Origin of the sequence: Amycolatopsis sp. WAC 01375 (assembly GCF_003947325.1) — a bacterium.
GTDB lineage: Bacteria > Actinomycetota > Actinomycetes > Mycobacteriales > Pseudonocardiaceae > Amycolatopsis.
This window is the reverse complement of the sequence record NZ_QHHW01000053.1, coordinates 1-17,414: the sequence shown is the minus strand read 5'-3', so window position 1 is coordinate 17,414 and position 17,414 is coordinate 1. Positions and strand designations below refer to the sequence as shown.

The following is a 17,414-nucleotide window of genomic DNA, read 5'->3' as shown; positions in this document are numbered from 1 at the left end:
CCCCCGCCACGACACATTCGACTTACCCCTCGATAACCAGGTAGGGGTGCCCTGCGGCGCCGGTCCGGTCCCTCCGGTTCGTCAGGCGACGAGACGCCGTTCCTGTGGATCGAAGCAGACCAGCTCCAGTGCGAGGGCACGCTCGACGGCGAATCTCGCGGCTTGCTCGTACTTGCTGTAGACCATGCCGAAGTAGAACAGTGGGCCGCTGGCGTTGTTGATCAGTGGTCCGTCCGACCAAGGGACGTCATCTTCGTCGTCCTCGGCGTCTGGGTCGAGATCGGGCCGGCGTGCCACCAATGCGCCGATGTAGTGCTGGATCAATATGGTCGGTGGAGTGCGTAGTCCTCCCATGTGCTCGCTGTGGAGGGTATCGAAGGTTGTGTGTGCGGCTTTGTGGTCGGCGGGACGGGGCCCTTCCCAGACGGCGAGGTGGTAGCTCATGGGCGGAGTGTCCTCGACAGGTCCGACAGTTCGGACGGAGGCGACTTCTGCTAGGTGGTGCCCGGGGACTCGGTGCTCACCGGGGCAACGTTTGTGACGGACCGCACCGGTCATCGCGTTGACCTCTAGCCTGGTCGAGGTCCGACCATGAGGCCATGACCCTCGAAGCAGACGAAATGCTCCTGTTCCGGAACACCATGCGGATCACCGACGGCCACCTGGAGCAGTTCGCCGCCGCCGTGCGCGAAGCCGTCGACTTCGTCGAGCACAACGCGCCGCAGGTGATGGTGCAGACGTTCGTGGACGCTGATCGCATGCTGGCCTACAGCTATCAGATGTACGCCGATTCGGACGCGGTTCTCGAACACTGGCGGATCTCCGAGAACCACATCAACGCCGTGTCGGAGCACTGCACGGTGGTGGACTTCCAGGTGCACGGCTCACCGGACGAACGAGTGCTGGAGGGGATGCGGGGGATGATCGACGACGGCACCGCTGTCGTCACGCCACGGATCGCGGGCTTCGTGCGCCCCCTGCCGGACCCGCACGGCACGACATGACTCGTACGCGTCGGTTCACGGTTCGCGGTCCTGGACGCGGCGTGCGATGGCGAGTGCGATCGGCGCCACGAGCCAGCACAGGTACGCGCCGGTGTCCTCGGTCAGGAACGAGACGGGAATGGAAACCCCGAACACCGCGGCCAAGCAGATGCTCCGCGTCAGGCTTTGGGTGAAGACCCGGGGCGGGCCGTCGGTCCGGTACAGGTGTTCGCGCCGGATCTCCCGGATGATCAGCGCGAACGACGCGGAGGCCAGCACCTGGACGATCGCGTAGAGGCTGAACCGGAGTGGGAAGGCTCCCTCGGCGGTGATCACCCGCGTCGCGAACGGCATCAGGACCTGCATGAACAGCCATCCCAGGGTGAGGCTGATCAGCCGGCCGTTCAGCGAGCGGACATAGGGGAAGATCTCGTGGTGGGCGCGCCAGTGGGCGGAGATCACCACGAAGCTGAGCGCGAAGGCGACGTACTCCTTGCCGTGGGCCGAGATCGAGCTCAGCATGGCGGCGGTGGTGTCGCCGTGGGGGATCGGGAGATCCAGTGCCAGCAAGGTGAGCGCGATCGCGATCACCGCGTCGACGAAGATGGTGAGCCGCTCGGCGGCGGCCTTCCCGATCGCGTGGCCGGTCTGTGTCGTCATGGTGGGCTCCCGCGGTCTCAGGCGGCGATTTCCGCGGCCGGTCGTGGGAGGGCCGCGAGTCGCCGGGATCGCACGGCGAGGATGATCATGACCGCGGGGATCAGGAGGTCGTTGACGAGGACTCCGCCGGTGTTGCCGGGGGAGTGGTCGCCGCCCGCGAACCATTGGTAGACGTGGCCGATCGCGGCTCCCCAGAGGAACATCCCGCCGCCGATGCCGATGGTGATGCGTTCACGCGCGGACGCCGAGGCGGCCCGGAAACCCATGACGGCCAGTGCGAGGTTGGCGAAGGCGATCTCGAACATGAAGGGCGTCCGGTCGAAGCCGATCGCCGTGGCCATGACATCCGGGAAGGCGAGGAAAGCGATCGTCATCCACAGGCTGCCGCAGCCGAAGGCGCCGATGGCCCACCAGCGCTGCCAGATCTCGAGTCGTTCCTCGGGTGATGTCGCGTGGCGGGCGCGGAGGAAGGCTCCGGCGGCGGGCACGACGATCCAGACCAGCGGGAAGGCGGATTGGGCGAAGTAGGAGAAGTTGTCCATGACATCAGTCTTACCTAGTTAATATTAACCAGTCAACACTCTGGTATGGTGAGGTCGTGGATGACGGACTCGCAGACCTGCTGCACCGCGTGGTCATGCTGATGGGCGAAGCGGCCCGTCGGCGCGCCGATGACTCCGGTGGTTTGACCTACAGTCAGATACGGATTCTGGGCACGCTCGAGGACATCGAGCCGACGACGCAGCACCGGCTCGCTCAGGCGCTGTCGGTCTCCGACCCGGCGATCAGCCGGGCCTTGCGGCCGCTCGAAACGGACGGTCTGGTGCGGATCACCGTCGACCCCGAACACGCGCGGCGGCGGCTGGTCCGGCTCACCGATCTCGGCCGGAAAGCCTTCCATGCCGCGGGAAAGCCGCTCTACGACGAGTTCCGCGAGGGACTCATCGCCGCCGGCTTTCCTTACGAGCGCTACCTCGAAGACACCCTTCGGCTGGCGGAAATCCTCGCGCCCGACTGAGTCCGCTGGACTCAGAGGTTGGTGATTCCGGCGCTCAGTGCCAGGGCCGCGGCTTCACCGCGTGAGGTGACGTCCAGCTTCTTCAGCAGGCCGGTGACATGGAACTTGACCGTGCTTTCGGTGATCCCGAGTGCGTCGGCGATGGACTTGTTGCGCTGCCCCCGGGCGACCAGCCGCAGCACTTCGAGTTCGCGGCGGTTGAGATTCGACGGCAGCGTCTCGTCGGTCCGGCCCGCGGCCGGTTCGAAGGGGACGCTGATGGCGACGTGGCTTCCCCATTCGGGGAGGGCGTCGATCCGGACGGTGGCGCCGAGGGTTTTCGCGCGTCCGTCGAGTTGCAGGCGCAGGCCGGCGCTGTCGAGGCTGCCCGGTCCTTGATCGCGGATGTCGAGGTGCAGTGCGGTGCTGTCGGTCGACCAGGCGACCCGGAGGCGGGTCAGCTCGGGTTGGCTGGTGAAGGCCAGCACCGCCGTGCAGGTCATCGCGCGGGCGGCGTGGGCGATCTCGCCGGGTATGGGCCGCCCGTTCTTCGGCGGGGCGACGAAGTCCAGTCGCGCGTCGTGGTGGCGCAGCATTTGCCGGATTTCCCGCCGCAGCCTGCCGAACGCGGTGTGCGCGGGTTCTTCGGACTGTGCGAGATCGGTTTTCTGGGCCGACCGGAGCGCCACCAGCGCGGCCGAGGCGGAGTCGGTCGCGGCGAGCCGGGCGCGGTGGTCGTCCAGCCGGGAGGACCGCAGTGTGGTGAGGATCGTGACGAGCGCGGTTTCGTGCGCGGCGGCCATTTCGGCGATCGTCCTGGCGCGTTCGCTGGAGGCCGCGCGGGATTCGGCGAGGTAGTCGGGGCTGGCCTGCGTCACCTGCTGGCGGATCGAGGTCGCGACGACGCCGAAGACCTCGGCCAGTGAAGCGGGATACGGGAAGCGGGTCCGGCTCGACCGGGGGACGAGCGCGAGCAGGGTGCCGATCGGGTCCTGCACGGCCCAGACGGTCCGGGTGGCGCCGCCGAGAGAGGCCGTCGTGGTCAGCTGATGGCCGGGCGGCACGCTCGCCTTGAGCGCTTCGAGTTCGGCGATGGTGATCTTGTCGGTGATCTCCCTGGCGCCGGTGACTTTGCGCGGCCGCCCGGTGCACTCCCGGGTGAAGATGACCAGAGCCTGATGCGGCCAGCGGTCGGCGAGGAAGCGCGAGAACCGGTCGGCGATTTCACGCAACGGGCCTTCGATGACGTCGCGCAGTGCGGTCAGGTCGGCGGAGTCGGGCATCCAGCGAGCCTAGCCGCCGGATTACCTGGTCGAAAGGACAGGATCCACTGGACCGATGACCAGGTCGCTTCCGAGGCTTACGGGCTTAGCCTCACGTGAAGCATGCGTCTACGCGCATGCCTGTGTTGCCGAACGGCGGAGGAAACAGGGAATGTCACAGCAGGTGCGCGGAGTGATCGCCAGGTCCCGGAACGCTCCGGTGGAGCTGACGGACATCGTGATCCCGGATCCGGGCCCCGGCGAGGTCGTCGTGTCGATCGCGGCCTGCGGGGTCTGTCACACCGATCTGACCTACCGCGACGGCGGCATCAACGACGAGTTCCCGTTCCTGCTCGGTCACGAGGCCGCGGGCACCGTGGAGAGCGTCGGCGACGGCGTGGAATCCGTACGACCCGGGGATTTCGTCGTCCTCAACTGGCGCGCGGTGTGCGGGCAGTGCCGGGCCTGCAAGCGCGGACGCCCGCAGTACTGCTTCGACACCTTCAACGCGACACAGAAGATGACGCTGACCGACGGCACCGAGCTGACCCCGGCGCTGGGCATCGGCGCGTTCGCGGACAAGACGCTCGTCCACGCCGGACAGTGCACCAAGGTCGACCCCGCCGCGGACCCGGCCGTGGCGGGCCTGCTCGGCTGCGGCGTGATGGCCGGACTCGGCGCGGCGGTCAACACCGGCGCCGTCGGCCGCGGGGATTCGGTCGCGGTCATCGGCTGTGGTGGAGTCGGCGACGCCGCCGTCGTCGGGGCCCGGCTGGCCGGGGCGGGCACGATCATCGCGGTCGACCGGGACGAGCGGAAGCTCGAGTGGGCCCGTGAGCTCGGCGCGACCCACACCGTCAACGCCTCCGACACCGACACGGTCACCGCGATCCAGGAACTGACCGGTGGTTTCGGCGCCGACGTCGTCATCGACGCGGTCGGCCGCCCGGAGACGTGGAAGGCCGCCTTCTACGCACGTGACCTGGCGGGCACGGTGGTCCTGGTCGGCGTTCCGACGCCGGACATGCGCCTGGAGATGCCGCTGATCGACTTCTTCTCCCGCGGTGGCGCGCTGAAGTCGTCCTGGTACGGCGATTGCCTGCCGGAGCGGGACTTCCCGATGCTGATCGACCTGTACCTGCAGGGCCGGTTGCCGCTGGAGCGGTTCGTGACCGAGCGGATCCCGCTCGACGGGGTCGAGAAGGCCTTCGACGCCATGCACGCCGGCGAGGTCCTGCGTTCGGTGGTGATCCTGTGAGCGGGAACCTGAGGATCGAACGCGTCGTCACCGCCGGGGTCTTCGAACTCGACGGCGGGAGCTGGGACGTCGACAACAACGTCTGGCTCGTCGGGGACGACGACGAGGTCGTGATCGTGGACGCCGCGCACGACGAGAAGACCATCACCGAGGCCGTGGGCGGCCGTGACGTGGTCGCCGTCGTCTGCACTCACGGGCACAACGACCACGTCACCGTCGCTCCGATGCTGAGCGAACACCTGGATGCCCCGGTCGTGCTGCATCCGGGCGATCGGGAGCTGTGGGAGATGACCCACCCCGGACTTCGTTTCCGGTCTACGGAGGACGGCGAGCGGATCGCCGTCGCCGGCACGGAGCTCGAGGTCATCCACACACCGGGACACTCGCCCGGATCGGTTTGCCTGCACCTTCCCGAGGCCAAGGCGCTCTTCTCCGGGGACACGCTCTTCGCGGGCGGCCCCGGCGCGACGGGGCGCTCGTTCTCCGACTTCCCGACGATCATTTCCTCGATCAGGGAACGGCTTTTCGCCTTGCCCGAGGACACGAAGGTCCACACCGGACACGGCGACCCCACCACCATCGGTACCGAAGCGCCCCATCTGGCCGAGTGGATCGCCCGCGGACACTGAGTCCCGGCCTCAGTCGATGAGGACGTTCTTGTAGAACAGGTTCGCGTAGCGGTTGATATTGTCCATGCTGCTGCGCGAACCGAAACCCATGTACAACCGGGTTTCCCCGGCCAGGCTCCGGTAGATCCCGAGTCCCTCCGGCTCTCGGAACACCAGCGACTGCCCCGCCTTGGTCAGCGCGCGGCTCTTCACCGTGCCGGTGTTCATGTCGATGCACGTGACGTAGGAATTGATGTCGGCGGGATCCGCGTGGCCGGTACCGTCCAATGTGTACAAATACTGGCCGTAGATGGTGTACCCCTGGAACGTCACCGTCTCGCTGGACAATGCGGGCTGCGGGAAGTGCACCAGCGGCGCGCTGAAGTTGCCTGCCGCGGCGGACGCCAGCGGGTACACGCTGATGTGCATCCTGCCGCCTTCCTTGCGGCGCACCGCGATCCGCTTGTTGATCGGATCGGTGGCACAGGTGATCGTGTCGCTGCCGGTGAGGAACTTCTTCACCGACGGCGTGCCACCGTTGACGAACTTGAACCTGGCCAGCGCCGTCCCGCGACCGGCACCGGTGGGTCCGTCCGAGTCGCATTCCATCCAGATGTAGGAGTCGGTGCCCACCGGTTCGACGCCGATCGAGACACCGTGCCCGGCGTTGTTGAGATGCATCGAGCCCTGGATCTCGCCGGAGAAGTTGACCTGCGTGATGCACAGGTCGTCCCCGGTCCCGCCGTTGCGGGCGTTCACGATGAAGATGCGCACGTTCTGGTTGTCGAAGGCGAAGCCCTGCATCACGTGGTGCGACTCGTGCAGGATCTTGCTGCGGAACTCGTCGTAGGACGGCTCGGTGAGGTCGAAACGCTTGGACACCGGCATCGCGGTGATCGCGGCCGAAGCCGGTCCGGCGAACATCGCGCCGGAGCCGAGCAGTGCCGTCGTCGCGGCGAGTCCGCCGCCCATGCGCAGCAGTGAACGTCGAGAAACTTGCTCGGACATGAGCGCTCACCTTCGTCGAGTTTCGAGGTCCGATCGAAACTTCTTCAAGCTCGTACAAGATTCGTACAATGCGGCCGCGAACCCGGGCACGCCGCTCTCTAGTCCCCGCTCAAAGCCGGTGCCAGGGAAGCAGTCCAGAAGTCGGCGTAGCGTCCGCCGCGGCGGAGCAGCTCGTCATGGCGGCCTTCTTCCACGATCCGGCCGCCGTCGAGGAAGGCGATGCGATCGGCGCCCCGGACCGTCCGCATCCGATGCGCGACCAGCACGACCGTCCTGCCCGCCATCAGGCGTTCGATGCCCTCGTGGACTGCGGTCTCGTTCACCGGATCCAGCGCGGAGGTCACTTCGTCCAGAAGTACGATCGGCGCGTCCTTCAGCAGAGCACGTGCGATCGAGACGCGCTGACGTTCGCCTCCCGACAGCAGCGTGCCACCCTCGCCGACGATCGCCGCCCAGCCGCCGGGCAGCCGCTCGATCACCTCGTCCAGCCGTGCGGCGCTCGCGGCCGCCCGCAGTTCGGCCTCGGTGGCGTCGGGACGGCCCAGTCGTACGTTCTCCTCGATCGTGCCGTCGAAAAGGTAGACGTCCTGGAAGACGATGGCGATCCTCGCCATCAACTCCTCGGTGGCGACGGAGCGCAGGTCCACGCCGCCCACGCGCACCGCGCCCGCGTCCACGTCGTGGAAGCGCGCGAGCAACTGCAGCAGTGTGCTCTTGCCCGCGCCCGAGGGGCCGACCACGGCGAGTCGCTGCCCCTCGGGCACGGACAACGACAGGTCGTCGAACACCGTGCGATCGCCATGCCGGAAGGTGACGGACTCCAGATCCAGGCCGTGACCCACCGGCCGGATCGGGTCGGCTGCCTCGGGCAGGGGCTCGGTGCGCAGGACCGCGTCGAGCCTGGCCAGTTCGGAGCGCGCGGAGCGGAGTTTGCCGCCGATGTCGGCCAGCGACAGGACAGGATCGGCGCCGCGGGCGGCCAGCACCAGGATCGTCAGCACCTCCGCGACACCGATGCTCCCGCCGAGCGCGAGGTAGGTGCCCAGAAGCAGCAACACGGTGAACATCGCCTGCACCACGAGCGTCAAGCCGATCATGCCGGGCAAAACCGACAGCACGGTACGGCGGGACGCGCGCTGAAGTCCTTGCAGCGCCTCATCGAGCAACGCGAAACGGTGGGCGCTCCGGCCGCCGGCGCGCAGCACCGGCTGAGCCTGAAGGAACTCGATGACGCGGCCGGTGGCCTCGGTGTCACGTTCGTGGCGGTCGGCATCGTGCCCGGCCACCGAGCGACCGGTCCGGAGCTGGATCGCCACCACAAGGGGAACGGCGAGGAGCGCGACCAGCCCCAGCTGCCAGTTGAAGGCGAGCATCACGCCGATGATCGTCACGGGGGTGACGAAGGCGGAGATGTAGGGCCCCAGCAGATGCGCGATCACGCCCATCGTCTCCAGCACGCCCTTGCCCGCCAGGACGGACAGCTCCCCGACGCGGCCGGTGCTGTACCAGCCGAGGGGCAGCCGGGCCAGATGATCGCCGAGGCGGTGGTACATCCCCCGCAGCAACGTGGTTCCGGCGCGGAAGCCGAACAGATCGCTGACATAGCGCAGCACCGCGTAGATCGCGACCGCGCCGCCGAACATGATCAGCCAGGGCACCGCGTCCGCGGGATTGTTGCCGAACAGGGCCGTCAGCACGGGAACCAGCAGTGCGTAGGACACGCCCTCGACGACCGCGGTCATCGTCATCAAGGCCACGGTGCGACGCACTGGCCGGGCGTAGTCCTGGCCGAGGACGTGCAGCAGGGTGGGGATCATCGGTACTCCTCGGATTGCCAGAAGGCGGCGAACTTTCCGTTCCGTGCCAGCAGGTCGGCGGGTCTGCCCTGTTCGACGATCGACCCGTCGTCCAGCATCACGACGGTGTCGGCGCCCGCGATCGTCTCCAGGCGGTGGGCGATGAGCAGGATCGTGCGATCGCTCTCCAGCGTCGTCAACGCCCGCCGTACCGCCTGCTCGGTCTGCGGGTCGGCGAAGGCGGTCGCCTCGTCCAGCACCAGGACGGGGGTGGCGGCGAGCAGGGCCCTGGCAAGCGCGATCCGCTGGGCCTCGCCACCCGACAGTCCGGCTTCCCGCCCCAGCACCGTGTCGTAGCCGTGTGGCAGCTCGAGAATCCGATCATGGATGTTCGCCATCCGGGCTGCATGGACCACGTCGTCGAGATCGGCGTGCGGTACGGCGAGCGCGATGTTGTCCGCGACGGAGGCTCGCAGCAGGCGAACGTCCTGGAAGACGAAGGAGACCATCCGGTAGAGGTCATGGCTGCCGAGCTCACGCAGATCGACGCCGCCCAGGGTGACCGAACCGTGGGCCGGGTCGAAGAAACGCGGCAGCAACTGGACCAATGTGGACTTGCCGCTGCCCGAGGGCCCGACGATCGCGGTGACCGTGCCCGGTTCGAGGACCAGGTCGATCCCGCGCAGCACCTCGCGATCGGCCTCGTAGCCGAAGCGGACATCACGCAGTTCCACCCGGTGGCCCCGAGGCGCGATCGGATGCGCGGGCTCCGGCAGCGGTGCGACCTCGAGCACGGTCCTGATCCGGCCGATCGCGCGCTTGGCGGCCTGCAGATCGTCGAAACTGTGGGCGATCAGTGCCGCCACCGGGGCGGTCAAACCCAGTCCCAGCAACAGGAACGGCAGCAGGTCGGCCGGGGGCAGGCCACCGGTCGTGATCAGCACGGTGCCGCCGATCAGGACGACCAGCAGCACGAACGGGGGTGACAGCACCAGCTGCATGCCGGCCGCGAGCACGGAAAGGCCGCGTACGAAGCCGTGGTAAACGCCGACGAAGTCGTCGGTGGCCGTGCGGAACCGGCGGTGGGCGCGCCCGGCGCCGCCGAACGCCTTGACCACCGAGATGCCCTGCACGAACTCGACGACGGAATCGGCGATCCGCCCCATGGCCGCGTCGAACCGCTTCTCCTGTTTCAGCCGGGCCGGGGTCATCATCAGCGGGATGTGCGCCAGCGCCAGCGCCACCGGGATCAGCGTGATCAGCGTGAGCCGCCAGTCGATGGTGAACAGGTAGACCAGCGAGACCAGCGGCACCACGAACGCGGCGACGAGCTCGCCGGGGGCGTGGGCGATGAACGGGTGCACGGCACTGACGTCCTCGCCGACCACCTTGGCCAGCTCACCGGTCCGGCGCCGGGAGAACCAGCCGATCGGCACGCGTCCCAGCCGCGCGGCCAGATGACGGCGAAGGGTCAATTGCACCCGGCCGTCGAGAAGGTGCCCGATTCCGGACGACGCCGCGGTGAACAGCAGCCGGACGAGCAGGCCGACGGCACCGGCGATCGCGGCGAACCAGACCCGATCGTGATCGATCGGGCCAGGGACGAGCAGCGCGCGCCCCAGTTCGACGACCGCCAGCAGCGGCGCCAGTCCCGCGACCGCGCCGATCACCTGCAGGAAGACAACGGCGCCGAAGCTCCATCTGTAAGGGCGCAACAGTCCGGCCATGGACTGTCCCGCCGCGAAATCGGTCGTAGTCATCGCTCTCCTGATTTCGTGGCGGGCCGGTCAGCCGCACATCGCCGTGTCGTACAGCGCCGCGAGCGCGTCGTTGATGGGATGGGGCAGCGGAGTGCCCGTGGCGTCGAACCTGTTCCACCGCTGCATGTTCACCGCGACGGCCAGCCGCCGCTTGCCGTCGGCGCTGGTCATGGCCAGTGAGCCGGCACCCCAGACGGTGCCGCCATGCCCCCAGAAGGTGCCGGTGGGCGTCTCCATCGGGTACAGGCCCAGCCCGTAGTCGATGATCTTGCTTTCCTGGGAGACGACGCGGACGGTGCGCCGCATTTCCGCCAGCGACGACGGGCTGACGATCTCCCCGGCGAACAGCAGGCCGAAGAACCGGTTGAGATCCGAGACGGTCGAGATCAGCGATGCCGACGGCCCCACATAGGACATGTCGAAGACGCTGAAGTCGCGCGGCGGCTCGTACCTGCCGAACCACGCCTCGTAGATCCGCGACTGCGGGCCGTCGAACCGCGGTCCATCGGGAAACTCCGTGTCGCGCAGGCCGGCGCGTTCGATGACGTTCTTGGTGATGCACTTTTCGGCCGTGGCGCCGGTTACGTGCTCCAGGAGTTGGCCGAGAAGCAGATAGTTGGTGTTGGAGTACAACCCCGGAGTGTCGCCTGGCGCGGAGAAAGCCGGTGCGGCGACGCCCTTCTCGATCAGCTCGATGGTGTCGAACCGGGTGTGCCGGTGATCCTCCAGGCTCTGCGGCGTGGTTTCGGCGAGGGCCGGGAACGCCTTGAGCGAGGGGTAGACATACGGAAGGTATTCGGCGAAGCCACTGGTGTGGTTGATCAACATCCTGATCGTGATCGCGTCGCCGCGGCTCCCGGGAACCAGCCTCGGGAGGTAGCGGCCGATCGGCGCGTCGAGTCCGATCTGACCGTCTTCGACCAGCTGCAGCACGGCGGCGGCGGTGAAGGTCTTGGTGATGCTGCCGACGCGATGCCGCATGTCGGTGGTGACAGGGCGGCCGGTGGCGAGGTCGGCGACCCCGGCGGCGCCGCACCAGACCTCGTCGCCGTCACGCACCTCCGCAAACAGGCCAGGCATCCCGGCGCGGTGGACATTCTCGATGGCGATGGTCAGCTTCGCGGAGTCCAGCGGTTTCCTCACGACATACGTCCTTTCGTCTTCCCCGAGTCCGTCTCGTGCCACCATTATGCACGCAGTGCGTGCAACACCAAGTGCATAAGTTAAGCTGGGGCTCGACGAGAGGGGTGAGATGACAGGCAGAAGGCGCTGGTCGACCGAGGACATCCTGGACGCGGCGGCGGAGTTGCTGCGCACGGGCGACACCGAGTCCTTCAGTGTGCGCAAGCTCGCGGCAGTGCTCGGGACCGATTCGTCCAGCCTGTACCGGCACTTCCGCAGCAAGACCGAACTGCTGCGCGCGGTAGCCGACCGGATCCTCCTGTCCGCTATGGACGGTTACCGGCCCGAAGGCGACTGGAAGCAGCGCATCACGACCCTGGCCCTGCGCGTGCGGGAGGCCTTCGGTCAGCACCCGCAGCTCGCCGCGGTCTGGGGACGCTACGCCTCAGGCGGCACCGGTTCCCGCCTCGTCATGGAAGAAGTGCTGCAGGCGCTACGCGAATCGGGGCTGCCCGACGCGGAAATCCCGGCGCGCTACCACCGGATCGCGGTTCTCATCGCGGCGTTGATCGCCTCGGAGGCCGGGGTCAGCACCCTCACTCCCGAAGAGTACGAACAGGGAATGGAACTGTTCCGCGTCGCGGTACTCGGCGCCGATCCCGAACGCTTTCCCGCACTGGCCCATTTCGCCCGCGACGTCCGCCCTCTCGGCGAGGACCGCCTCGCCGTGTTCGAAGAGATCCTCGCCGTCCAACTCGCCCACATCGAGGCCGCGATCGGCTGAGAGGCGGACGGGCTGGTCACCTCGGTGCCGCACGCTATTGGACGCGACCCTGCCGATCAGACGGGCCGGGACGATCGCCTGCCGGAGGGAGGGCCCGAGCACCATCGTGGCGCCCATTTTCGCGGAGCATCGACGGCTGCGCGGAGTGACGCACAGCGAGCGCGGCCGCAATCAGATCGAGTGCGAGCTTTCCCCTGACGGCGCTAGCGGGGCATTCCGGCGTGAACAAGGCTGATCCGATGTCGGAAACGCTCGAGCCGCCGAGGCTGTCGGCCCTGGAAAGACTGAAGTATCAAGGCGATCCGCTCGCCGATGCCGTCGTCGCCGAGTTGGTGGCCGACGAGCGGACGAGCGCGGTGAACGAGGTCCTGGCGCAGTTCAGGGACAACGACCAACCCATTCCGGAGAACCTGCCGGAATCGGTGCGCCGGTACCTGATCGAGACCGACACACCGCCGGGTTGGGCGGATCTCGAGCGGGTCGCGGCGGCGTACGAGTTCTTCGTCGACGACGGTATGCACGTCGCTTCGGTGCTGTCGTTCGGGGCGATGGTGAACTGCTATGCCCAGCCACGGCCGTCTCGCGTCCTGTCACTGACCCACCGGCTCAACCAGCCGCACCGACGGCTGTCGGAGACCTCCCAATTCGTGCTGAACCTCATGGGCCCCGACCCGTTCGGTTCCGGTGGCGCCTTCGTGCCCACGATCCAGAAGACCCGGCTGATCCACGCGGCCGTCCGGTACTTCATCACCAGATCCGGTGAGTGGGACGTCGAGGCGGAGGGTGTCCCGCTGTGCCAGCAGGACATGCTGGGAGCACTGCTGATCTTCTCGGTGCAGGTCATCGACGGGATGCGGCGGATGGGCGTCACGGTGACCGACCGCGAAGCCGAGGATTACTACTACGTCTGGCGAGTGACGGGCGCGATGCTCGGCATTCCCGCCGAAGCGATGCCCGAAACACTGCGAGAGGCCCAAGAACTGAACGCCGGACTCGTCGAGGCGAGCTACGGTCCCTCCGCCGAAGGCACCGAACTGACCCGCAACCTCTTACGACTGTACGAAGACATGGTGCCCGGCAAGGCCTTCGACGGAGTGGTCGCCGCGATGGTCCGCCAGGTCGTCACCGAAGAGGTCGCCGACTGGCTCGAGGTGCCGCGCTCACGCGGCTGGGGTCGCGCCGTCGGCGCGGGCGTACGGGCCATGCGACTGCTGGAACGATCCGAGGATCACAGCCGGGTGGCCACGGCGGTGCTCGACAAGGCAGGCGATCTCCTGCTCGGCGGCAGCGTCCGCACCCTCACCGACGGACAGTCCACCGCCCTGACCATCCCGGCGGCCCTCCGCGAGAAATGGCTCGCCGCGGGCGTCTGCCCCGTCGCACCTCAGCGGACCTGACGCTCTCACGCAGGGCGGCTGTCACGGCCGCCACCTGCGCAGACCCGGCATTGTTAGGCTGTTCGGGTTACCGTCTTTTCAGGCCGCCGGACGAGCGGGGTCCGGCAGGCCCGACGACGGGAGCTGGTGATGGCGCGGACGGCGGGCGGCCGTGGTGGCACCGAGGTCCCCGCCTGGGTGGAGCCGATGCTGGCCAAACCGGACGGCGGCCGGCTGCGGGAAGGCCCCGAGTGGGCCTACGAGTACAAGCTTGACGGCTATCGGGCGTGCATGCGGATATCGCCCGCCGGTACGACGGTGCTGACCAGCCGCAACGGTATCGACTTCACCGCCGAGTTCGCCGGTCTCGGCGGCGTCCTCGCCGAAGCCCTGGAGGGCAGGGCCGCGGTGCTGGACGGCGAGATCGTCGTCTACAACGAGGCCGGGGAGATCGACTTCGGGGCGTTGCAGGAGCGCCGTGGCCGCTTCCAGACCCACGGAACGAGCCGCCGCGGCGAGCCTTTCGACGATGTCCCGGTGCGGTATCTCGCCTTCGACCTGCTGCAGCTGGGTACGGAGAAGTTGCTGAACGAGCCCTATGACGAGCGCCGCCTGCTGCTGACCGGGCTGCCGATGCCCGATCCCTACCGGATCTCCACGGTGCGCGGCTTCACCTTCACCGAACTCGCCGCGGACCGCCGCACCCCGGCGCATCTGCTCGAGCACGTCGTCTCCAGCGGCCACGAAGGACTGGTCGCCAAACACCGCACCTCGGTCTACAACCCCGGCCGCCGCAGCGACGCCTGGCTCAAACACCCGCTCACCCGGACCACCGAGGTCGTCATCTGTGGTTACCGGCCCGGTCAGGGCCGTATCACCGGGCGCATGGGCGGTCTTCTGCTCGGTGCCCACGATCCGGGCACCGGCGACCTCGTCTACATCGGTGACGTCGGGACGGGGTTCAGCGAGGCCGAACGCTCCCGGTTGCAAACCCGGTTGGACGCACTGGCACGGCGGAGCCATCCGTTCGCCGTCACCCCGCCGCGCGAGGACACCGTGCGGGCGCGCTGGGTGGACCCGGTGCTGGTGGGCGAGGTCGAATACCGGCACTTCACCCGCGGCGCCGGCCGCCTCCGCCACACGGCCTGGCGAGGTCTCCGGCAGGACAAGGAACCTCGCGAGGTCCTCAAGCCTCAGCAGCCCGGGCCCCGTGGCGCCGAGCCGGCCCGGATCGCCACCGAAGCGCCCGGCACCGGGGAACCACCCGAGGCACCCGTGCGGCTCGGCCCGAAGATCACCGTGCAGGCGGGAGAACGCCGCCTCACTTTGTCGAACCTGGACAAGGTGCTCTACCCGGACGGGTTCACCAAAGGCGAGGTCATCAACTACTACTCCCGCATCGCCCCCGTCCTGCTGCCACACCTGTCCGGGCGGCCGATCACGTTCATCCGCTTTCCCGACGGCGTCGAAGGTGAGCAGTTCTTCGAGAAGAACGTCCCGCACGGCGCACCGGCCTGGCTTCCCACCGTGCGGCCGGCCCGCTCCGGCTCCCGCGGCGCCGGTGAAGCGGTCACGTACGCGCTGCTCGACGAACTCGGCGCCTTGGTGTGGGCGGCCAACCTGGCCGCACTCGAACTTCACATTCCACAATGGACTGTCGGCGCCGACGGAGCCCGTCGTCCGCCGGACCGGCTGGTGTTCGACCTCGACCCCGGGCCGGGCACCTCGATCGTGCATTGTTGCCGCGTCGCGGAACGGCTTCACGACGCTCTGACCGCCGACGGGCTGACGCCGTTCGCGAAGACGTCCGGGTCGAAGGGTATGCAGCTCTACTGCGCCGTTTCCACCGGCGATCCCGCCGCGCCCTCGGCCTACGCGAAGAAACTTGCGCAACGCCTCGCACGCGAGACCCCGGACGACGTGACCGCCGTGATGGCCAAGGCCCAGCGGACCGGGCGGGTGTTCATCGACTGGTCACAGAACAATCCGGCGAAGACCACGGTCGCCCCGTACTCACTCCGCGGTCGCGACCAGCCCACCGTCTCCACCCCGGTCACCTGGGACGAGGTCCGCTCCTGCCGGCGTCCGGCGCAGCTGGTGTTCACCGCGGACGACGTCCTCGACCGCGTCGGCGAGCAGGGAGACCTGTTCGCCGGCCTCGACACGGCCCGAGCCGATCTTCCCTGACACGGGGCCCTGGCCGATCACGAAGTAGCGGCGGATCCGGGTGAGCCGACCAAGCCGCCGCGGCCGCGGGAACGAAAGCAGGCTGTCCGCGAAGGTCAGCACCTGTCCGTCGTCGTCGACGGGCGGGAAGGAGATCGCCTGTGTTCGGCAAACGCTATGCCGCCTCGATGATCAACCGTAGTGCGGAGAACGAACAGGACCGCCGCCGTTTTCTGCGCGCGGCCGGAGTGACCGGTCTGGGTGTCGTCGGTGCGGGGGCGCTCGGTGGTGTCGCCGGTCCCGCCGCGGCGGCGATGACCGCCGTGCCCGCCGTCAAGGAGACCGCAGCCGCCCAGATCAGTGATGGCGCGGTGCTCAATTTCGCGTTGAACCTCGAGTATCTGGAGGCCGAGTTCTACCTGCACGCCGTCACCGGCAACGGATTGGCGGATTCGCTCACCACCGGTACCGGCACCCGCGGCGGGGTGACCGGCGGGCGGGCGGTGCGGTTCAAGACCAAGGCCGCGCGCCAGTACGCGCAGGAGATCGCCGGAGACGAGAAGGCGCATGTGGCGTTTCTGCGTACCGCGCTCGGATCCGCGGCGGTCAGCCGCCCGGCGATCGACCTGCAGGCAAGTTTCACCGCGGCGGCTCAGGCCGCCGGCCTGGTCCGTAAAGGACAGAGCTTCGACGCGTTCGCCTGCGAGGAGAACTTCCTGCTCGCCGCCTACCTCTTCGAAGACGTCGGCGTCACCGCCTACAAAGGAGCCGCGCCACTGATCAGCAACAAGACCTACCTTGAGGCCGCTGCCGGGATCCTGGCCGTCGAGGCCTACCACGCCGCCAACATCCGCACCGCCCTTTACCAGCACAGCGGCGGCATTCTCGGCCTCGGGCTGCTCGGCCGGGATCTGCGCGAAGCCAGCGTGAAGCTTTCCAACGCCCGCGACAGTCTCGACGGCACCAGCGATCTCGACCAGGGCGTAGTCGACCGCGAGGGCCGGGCGAACATCGTGCCCACCGATGCCAACGGTATCGCCTTCAGCCGTACGCCAGGCCAGGTTCTCAACATCGTCTACCTCACCCCCAAGGCCGCCACCTCGGGCGGATTCTTCCCCAAGGGTGTCAACGGCGACGTCAACACCAGCGACGCCAACGGCTGAGCGGGCCGTGCGGGGCCGGGCGGGACGACTGGTCTTGCCCGGCCCACTGCCGTCACTCGAACGTGTCATCCGGGCCACCTGTCCGCCGGGCGGTTCGCACCGAATACCCCACAAGAAGCGGGCCCGCGCCGAGGGGCTCATTCATCCGCAGAACAAATGGAGTTGTTTTCGTGAGCAAGCTTCGTGTCGCAGGAATCGGTTTCACCGCGGTCGCCGCGCTGGCGTTGTCCGCCTGCAACGGCAATGACAACGCCTCGTCGGGCGGTTCCCCGGCGCCCGCCCCCTCCAGCGCGGCCCCGATGTCCAGCTCCGGTACGGCCGGTTCGCCCGACGGCGTGACCACGAACGCCGACGTGTTCGGCCCGGCGTGTTCGCAGTTGCCGCAGGGCAGCGCGCCGGGTTCGCTGGACTCGATGGGCCCGCAGCCCGTCGCCAGCGCCGCGTCGACCAACCCGCTGCTGACCAAGCTGG

The 17,414-nt window shown here is 68.2% G+C and carries 16 protein-coding genes and 1 pseudogene; 9 read left to right on the top strand and 8 right to left on the bottom strand.

The features are described from left to right. Positions 1-81 precede the first annotated feature (81 nt). Positions 82-444, bottom strand: a complete 363-nt coding sequence (locus DL991_RS34500; RefSeq protein WP_125788553.1) for a hypothetical protein — start codon at positions 442-444, stop codon at positions 82-84. Positions 445-599: 155 nt separating this feature from the next. Here DL991_RS34500 and DL991_RS34495 point away from each other — a divergent pair, with 155 nt between their 5' ends. Beyond that, positions 600-1,004, top strand: coding sequence for a hypothetical protein (locus DL991_RS34495; RefSeq protein WP_125788552.1), 405 nt, complete (start codon positions 600-602; stop codon positions 1,002-1,004). Positions 1,005-1,019: 15 nt separating this feature from the next. Here DL991_RS34495 and DL991_RS34490 read toward each other — a convergent pair whose 3' ends face one another. Both DL991_RS34490 and DL991_RS34485 read right to left on the bottom strand, forming a co-directional pair. Further along, a complete protein-coding gene (locus tag DL991_RS34490; protein WP_125788551.1) occupies positions 1,020-1,643 on the bottom strand; it encodes a TMEM175 family protein in 624 nt (207 codons plus the stop codon). Between the two features lie 17 nt (positions 1,644-1,660). After that, complete coding sequence (locus DL991_RS34485) at positions 1,661-2,185, bottom strand: DUF6790 family protein (RefSeq protein ID WP_125788550.1); 525 nt, start codon at positions 2,183-2,185, stop codon at positions 1,661-1,663. Positions 2,186-2,241: 56 nt separating this feature from the next. Between DL991_RS34485 and DL991_RS34480 the strand changes: the two genes are divergently transcribed. After that, positions 2,242-2,661, top strand: a complete 420-nt coding sequence (locus DL991_RS34480) for a MarR family winged helix-turn-helix transcriptional regulator (protein WP_125788549.1) — start codon at positions 2,242-2,244, stop codon at positions 2,659-2,661. A gap of 11 nt (positions 2,662-2,672) precedes the next feature. On the opposite strand, the gene DL991_RS34475 is transcribed toward DL991_RS34480, so the two are convergent. Beyond that, on the bottom strand, positions 2,673-3,923 hold the full coding sequence (locus tag DL991_RS34475; RefSeq protein ID WP_125788548.1) for a LuxR C-terminal-related transcriptional regulator: 1,251 nt from the start codon (positions 3,921-3,923) through the stop codon (positions 2,673-2,675). A gap of 151 nt (positions 3,924-4,074) precedes the next feature. Between DL991_RS34475 and DL991_RS34470 the strand changes: the two genes are divergently transcribed. Both DL991_RS34470 and DL991_RS34465 read left to right on the top strand, forming a co-directional pair. Next, on the top strand, positions 4,075-5,160 hold the full coding sequence (locus DL991_RS34470; protein WP_125788547.1) for an S-(hydroxymethyl)mycothiol dehydrogenase: 1,086 nt from the start codon (positions 4,075-4,077) through the stop codon (positions 5,158-5,160). Beyond that, positions 5,157-5,789: an MBL fold metallo-hydrolase gene (locus DL991_RS34465; protein WP_125788546.1), complete on the top strand. Its 633-nt coding sequence runs from the start codon at positions 5,157-5,159 to the stop codon at positions 5,787-5,789. Before DL991_RS34470 ends, DL991_RS34465 begins: the two co-directional genes overlap by 4 nt. 9 nt (positions 5,790-5,798) lie before the next feature. Here DL991_RS34465 and DL991_RS34460 read toward each other — a convergent pair whose 3' ends face one another. The 4 genes from DL991_RS34460 to DL991_RS34445 form a co-directional block, all read right to left on the bottom strand. Beyond that, complete coding sequence (locus DL991_RS34460; RefSeq protein ID WP_125788545.1) at positions 5,799-6,776, bottom strand: teichoic acid biosynthesis protein C; 978 nt, start codon at positions 6,774-6,776, stop codon at positions 5,799-5,801. 98 nt (positions 6,777-6,874) lie between these two features. Then, on the bottom strand, positions 6,875-8,593 hold the full coding sequence (locus DL991_RS34455; RefSeq protein WP_125788544.1) for an ABC transporter ATP-binding protein: 1,719 nt from the start codon (positions 8,591-8,593) through the stop codon (positions 6,875-6,877). After that, positions 8,590-10,332: an ABC transporter ATP-binding protein gene (locus DL991_RS34450; RefSeq protein ID WP_199746579.1), complete on the bottom strand. Its 1,743-nt coding sequence runs from the start codon at positions 10,330-10,332 to the stop codon at positions 8,590-8,592. The genes DL991_RS34455 and DL991_RS34450 overlap by 4 nt, the downstream gene beginning before the upstream one ends. A gap of 27 nt (positions 10,333-10,359) precedes the next feature. Then, positions 10,360-11,475: a serine hydrolase gene (locus DL991_RS34445; protein ID WP_233599167.1), complete on the bottom strand. Its 1,116-nt coding sequence runs from the start codon at positions 11,473-11,475 to the stop codon at positions 10,360-10,362. 109 nt (positions 11,476-11,584) lie between these two features. Here DL991_RS34445 and DL991_RS34440 point away from each other — a divergent pair, with 109 nt between their 5' ends. The 5 genes and pseudogenes from DL991_RS34440 to DL991_RS34420 all read left to right on the top strand — a co-directional run. Then, a complete protein-coding gene (locus DL991_RS34440; protein ID WP_125788542.1) occupies positions 11,585-12,238 on the top strand; it encodes a TetR/AcrR family transcriptional regulator in 654 nt (217 codons plus the stop codon). Positions 12,239-12,477: 239 nt separating this feature from the next. Continuing rightward, positions 12,478-13,635 carry an oxygenase MpaB family protein gene (locus DL991_RS34435; protein ID WP_125788541.1) on the top strand — a complete coding sequence of 386 codons (1,158 nt, stop codon included), beginning with the start codon at positions 12,478-12,480 and terminating at the stop codon, positions 13,633-13,635. Between the two features lie 129 nt (positions 13,636-13,764). Beyond that, a complete protein-coding gene (ligD, locus tag DL991_RS34430) occupies positions 13,765-15,801 on the top strand; it encodes a DNA ligase D (RefSeq protein WP_125788540.1) in 2,037 nt (678 codons plus the stop codon). A 140-nt stretch (positions 15,802-15,941) separates the two neighbouring features. Continuing rightward, on the top strand, positions 15,942-16,943 hold the full coding sequence (locus tag DL991_RS34425; RefSeq protein WP_125788539.1) for a ferritin-like domain-containing protein: 1,002 nt from the start codon (positions 15,942-15,944) through the stop codon (positions 16,941-16,943). Between the two features lie 170 nt (positions 16,944-17,113). Continuing rightward, positions 17,114-17,414: pseudogene (locus tag DL991_RS34420) on the top strand (fasciclin domain-containing protein); the annotation flags it as partial.